At 53.2% G+C, this 4,282-nt stretch carries 4 protein-coding genes; 2 read left to right on the forward strand and 2 right to left on the reverse strand.

Annotation, left to right across the window (positions count from 1 at the left end):
* Window positions 1–109: 109 nt before the first annotated feature.
* Window positions 110–934, forward strand: coding sequence for a c-type cytochrome (locus tag Q0294_RS19215; protein ID WP_299468684.1), 825 nt, complete (start codon window positions 110–112; stop codon window positions 932–934).
* A 47-nt stretch (window positions 935–981) separates the two neighbouring features.
* On the opposite strand, the gene Q0294_RS19220 is transcribed toward Q0294_RS19215, so the two are convergent.
* Window positions 982–1,554: an antibiotic biosynthesis monooxygenase gene (locus tag Q0294_RS19220; protein WP_299468686.1), complete on the reverse strand. Its 573-nt coding sequence runs from the start codon at window positions 1,552–1,554 to the stop codon at window positions 982–984.
* A gap of 370 nt (window positions 1,555–1,924) precedes the next feature.
* Between Q0294_RS19220 and Q0294_RS19225 the strand changes: the two genes are divergently transcribed.
* Window positions 1,925–2,527, forward strand: coding sequence for a glycine zipper domain-containing protein (locus Q0294_RS19225; protein ID WP_299468688.1), 603 nt, complete (start codon window positions 1,925–1,927; stop codon window positions 2,525–2,527).
* Window positions 2,528–2,646: 119 nt separating this feature from the next.
* Here Q0294_RS19225 and Q0294_RS19230 read toward each other — a convergent pair.
* Window positions 2,647–4,282, reverse strand: a 1,636-nt coding sequence (locus Q0294_RS19230; RefSeq protein ID WP_299468690.1) for a WD40 repeat domain-containing protein, incomplete at its 5' end; no start/stop codon positions are given.

The raw sequence follows: 4,282 nt of genomic DNA on the forward strand, positions 1-4,282 counted from the left end.
TACCGGGCAAAGACAGAGCGGTTGTGTATAATGGTGTGGTCAGATCAGATGGCTGAGTGCGCCCAAACTCAGTCCAGGGACGTCCTGTTTTTACAAAGAGAGCGGTTTGATGCGACAACAATGGTTTAGCTTGCTGGCGGCTTTCGCAGGTTGTGGTTTCCTGATGGCGACGTTATCTGCTCAGGACGCAGAAGTGGTGATTGGGGAATACCGTGTTCCGTCCGAGTATCCGCCGGGCGAACTGGGAGAGATCGTCAAGCTCGGACGTGAGATTGTTGAGAAAACAAACGAGCACCCCTTATCGAAGGCGTACGTCGGCAATGCATTGACCTGCAGTTCCTGTCATCTCAAAGCGGGCACGGTGCCGCATGCGGCAAGTTTTCTGGGGACGGCGACCGCTTATCCTGCCTGGGCACCGCGCGAGAAACGCGTGATTACATTAGAAGATCGCGTGTTGAACTGTTTTATGCGGAGCCAGAACGGCGTGCGTCCTCCCAAGGGGAGTCAAGTGTCGATTGCGATTACTGCTTATATCACATGGCTCTCGACGGGCAGTCCGATCAAAATGAATCACGAAAAGTCGTTAGGGCCGAACCATGTGAAACCGCTGAAAATCAAACCCGAGCTGGCTGACGCGAAACGCGGAGACACACTTTATGCAAATCAGTGCGCCGACTGCCACGGGAAAGCAGGGCAGGGAACTTCAGAAGGGCCCCCCGTCTGGGGAGAGCAATCGTACAACGATGGTGCCGGCTTGAGCCAGAACGATAAGCTTGCTGCATGGCTCAAGGTGGCGATGCCTCTGGATGAGGCAAACCTTTCGGAGCAGGATGCGCTCGACATCGCCGCTTATGTGAATTCCCATCCCCGCCCCCAATTTGTGCTCAAAGCGCATCTGCCAAAACCGGAACGGCTTGGCGTATACGACTGGTAAGCGCCCCGCGATTGATGTCGCTGCCAAATGGATATTTCCCGTTCTCGTCAGCGTTTTTTAACGGGATACAGCCATTTTTGCAGTAACCAGCTTAAGGCGGGAATCATGACCCAGGTCATGAGGGGGACCGTGATCGACGTGGTGATGGCGCTGCCAATCAGAATATGCAGTTCGCTGGTGAAAGGGCGAATCACATTGATGATCGGGATGACGGTCAGGTAAACGGCGATCCAGATGATGATGGCCATTTTGTATTTGGGAGGATGAACGGCGATTGGCTGTTCGTCGTGATGGGAAAATTCAAACCATGTTTCCAGCCCCGTATTATGCGTAATGGCTGGCGGGCAATGTTCGAGAGCGTGTAATCGTGAAAGCCAGTGTTCGCGCTCCGGGGAAGCCTTCCAGTGGTCGAGATTTTCCAACTGGTCAAAACGAATGATAATCTGGTAGGTGGGTTTCAAGCGGGATTCCTGCTTGATCACCGTTGTTCCCATGTGGCCGGGAAACTTGAGTGAAGCCTGAATGGTGCTGGTTAAGATCTGCTTCCATTCTGCTTCGTTTCCAGGAGCAGGGTGCGCTGTGACCACCATTGTGACCGGATCAGGGTTCATCGGTTCCATACCGCAGATACTTTCCTGGGAAGCTGAGGGGTTTTAAAGTCTGGAACACAGTCGAGACCATCAACGCAATCTTAGCGAACTTTCCGTGTTGAAATGAACAGACCGACAAGACTGTTTTTCGGCTTTTTTAAATATACCGGCTGTAAAACAGAGCAACGCAACATTTTATGCTTGCAACATTCTCCCGATTCCGAACTCGGTTGATCCGCCGGTTCGAAAATTCATCTAGGCAAAGTTTAAATTATCTGATAATGGGACTCTGCATTCCCGATATATGATAAAGGGAGTTTAAACTGAGAGTCTGTCTCGCGGGTTGAACTCTTCAGGGATTGTAAAAACTGCAAAAGTCGGGGTGGAAGGATTCACACAAATGACCTGTTTGTCACATAAAATCATGTTTTCATTTTTATGTCTGGGATTGCTGCCCATGGGTTGCAGTTCGATGAATCATACCGAGGCTGGTGCCGCCAACGGGGCAGGCATTGGCGCCATTACCGGGGCGATTATCGGCAGCCATTCCGGCAACGGAGGCGCCGGTGCTTTGATCGGAGCCGCCACCGGGGGTCTCGCAGGAAGCCTGATCGGAAATGCAGAAGACGCACGCGAGGAACGTGATGTTGCCATCGCCCAGGCAAACCATGAGAGAATCGCTCGCTCTGCGATCCATAATGGTGATGTGGTGCAAATGTCGCACAGCGGCGTCAGTGATTCTGTGATTATGGGCGCCATTCGCAGCCGGGGAGGCGCTTTTGATCTCAGCCCTCAGACCATCATCATGTTAAAACAGCAGGGGATCAGCGATCCACTGCTGGAATTCATGCAACAGCACAACTATGTAACAGCGACTGAGCCGATCATCGTTCAACAGCGACCGACGACGGTTGTCAGCTCTCCATCCGTGGTTTACGTCACACCGCGTCCGCGTCGTTATGTCCGGCCGCGCCCCGGTTTTCACGGGCACGTTCATTTTTAACCCGAACTCCGGCTAGTGCTTTGTCAAGCTTGGAATTGAGGGCTGAGGGTGTTGTTTACGTGCTCCGTTGTCGCACTCCCGTGATCTCGATCACCCCAAAATTCAAAAATGACACTCCACTAATTATTTGCAGCAGCTACCTGTGGCTCCCGCTTTTTTTTCCAGTCGACGGTGAGCCACAAAATCGCCTGACCATCCTGGCTGCCGGTCGCGACGTACCGTCCATTCGGCGAGAAATCTACCGATGTCACTCCCTGGGAGTGGCTGCTGAGCGTCAGAATTTCTTTTCCCGTCGCAGTGTCCCAGAGTTTGGCGGTGCCATCCTCGCTGGCAGTAAACGCGCGGCTGTCGTCGGGAGAGAAAACCACCGAGGCAACGGGCGCAGTATGCCCTGCCAGGATGAGTTTTTTCTGTGTGGCAATATCCCAGATGATCGCGGTATTGTCTTCGGAGCCGGAGATCAAACGTTTCCCGTCATGCGAACAGGCGACTTCCAGAACGGGCCACTGATGGCCTTTGAACGTCGTCAGTTTCTTGCCGGTTTTGGAATCCCACATGACCAGTGTTTTGTCATCCGCTGCGGTGACGACATGCGAACCATCGGGTGAAAAGACGGCACTCTTCACATGCGTGGCTGGCTGGTCGAGCGTCAAAATCACATTTCCGCTGGCTGTGTCCCAGATTTTTGCGGTACCGTCATCACTGGAAGTCAGAATCTGTGTGCCATCCGGCGAGTAGCGTACCGTGTTGACATAACCCTGGTGCTTCTGTTCCAGTTTCTTTTCTGCATTCCCGGTCTGGGTATTCCAGATTTTGGCCGTATTATCCCAACTGCCTGTGACAAGCCACTTCCCGTCAGGAGAGAATGAGGCTGACGCCACAACGCCGTGCGGGTGAAAGGACATGACCGGTCTGGCATTCATGCCATCCCAGAGACGTGCATCTCGGCCGCCGACTGTCAGGATGGAGTCATGATAAGGCGAAAAGATCGCGGTCCACAACATGCCGCCTTTCGTTCGAAAATCCAGAAACGGATTCAACTGGCCATTTCGGCTGGGAACAAGCAGTTCTGTTCCGGTCTCCACAACCCAGACCTGAATCACTCTCTGCTGGACATTCGCGGTGAGAATCCGTTTATCATCATGTGAGATACTGACCGAGTTAATCAGTCCCTTGGCCGGTTGAATGGTCTGAATAACCTGGGGAGTTGTAATGTCCCAGATCCTGACCAGACCGTCGGCACAACTGGTGACGACCTGTTTTCCATTCGCAAAGACCGCCATCGACAGGATGGCATCGGGATGCTTCAGAATGGATTTCTGATTTTCTTTACCGGTGGCGACATCCCAGTTGCCTACAGTATTATCGCCACTCGCGGTGAGCACTGTTTTCCCGTCGGGCAGAAACTTGATTGAAGAAATGCGGCGTGTGTGTCCTTCGAGTTGATGCAGCAACGTGCCGGTTGCGACATCCCATAACATGCACCGGCCTCGTGCATCGCCGCTGGCGCAGAACCGCATATCCGGCGAAAAGGCCACGGCGCTGACTTCGGACTGATGGCCTTTGAGTTCTTTGAGCCGCTTACCGGATTCGATATCCCAGATGCGCACCGTTTTTTCATCGCTGCCGGTGAGTAATAATCGCGAATCGGCCGAAACATCGATGGCGGCGCTGCGTCCGGTATGTTCGAACCGCTTTTGTTCTGTTCCGGTCTGAATATCCCAGATGCGTACGGAGTTGTCGACGGCTGCTGTC

This window comes from uncultured Gimesia sp. (genome assembly GCF_937919775.1).
In the GTDB taxonomy this organism is placed as follows: Bacteria; Planctomycetota; Planctomycetia; order Planctomycetales; family Planctomycetaceae; genus Gimesia.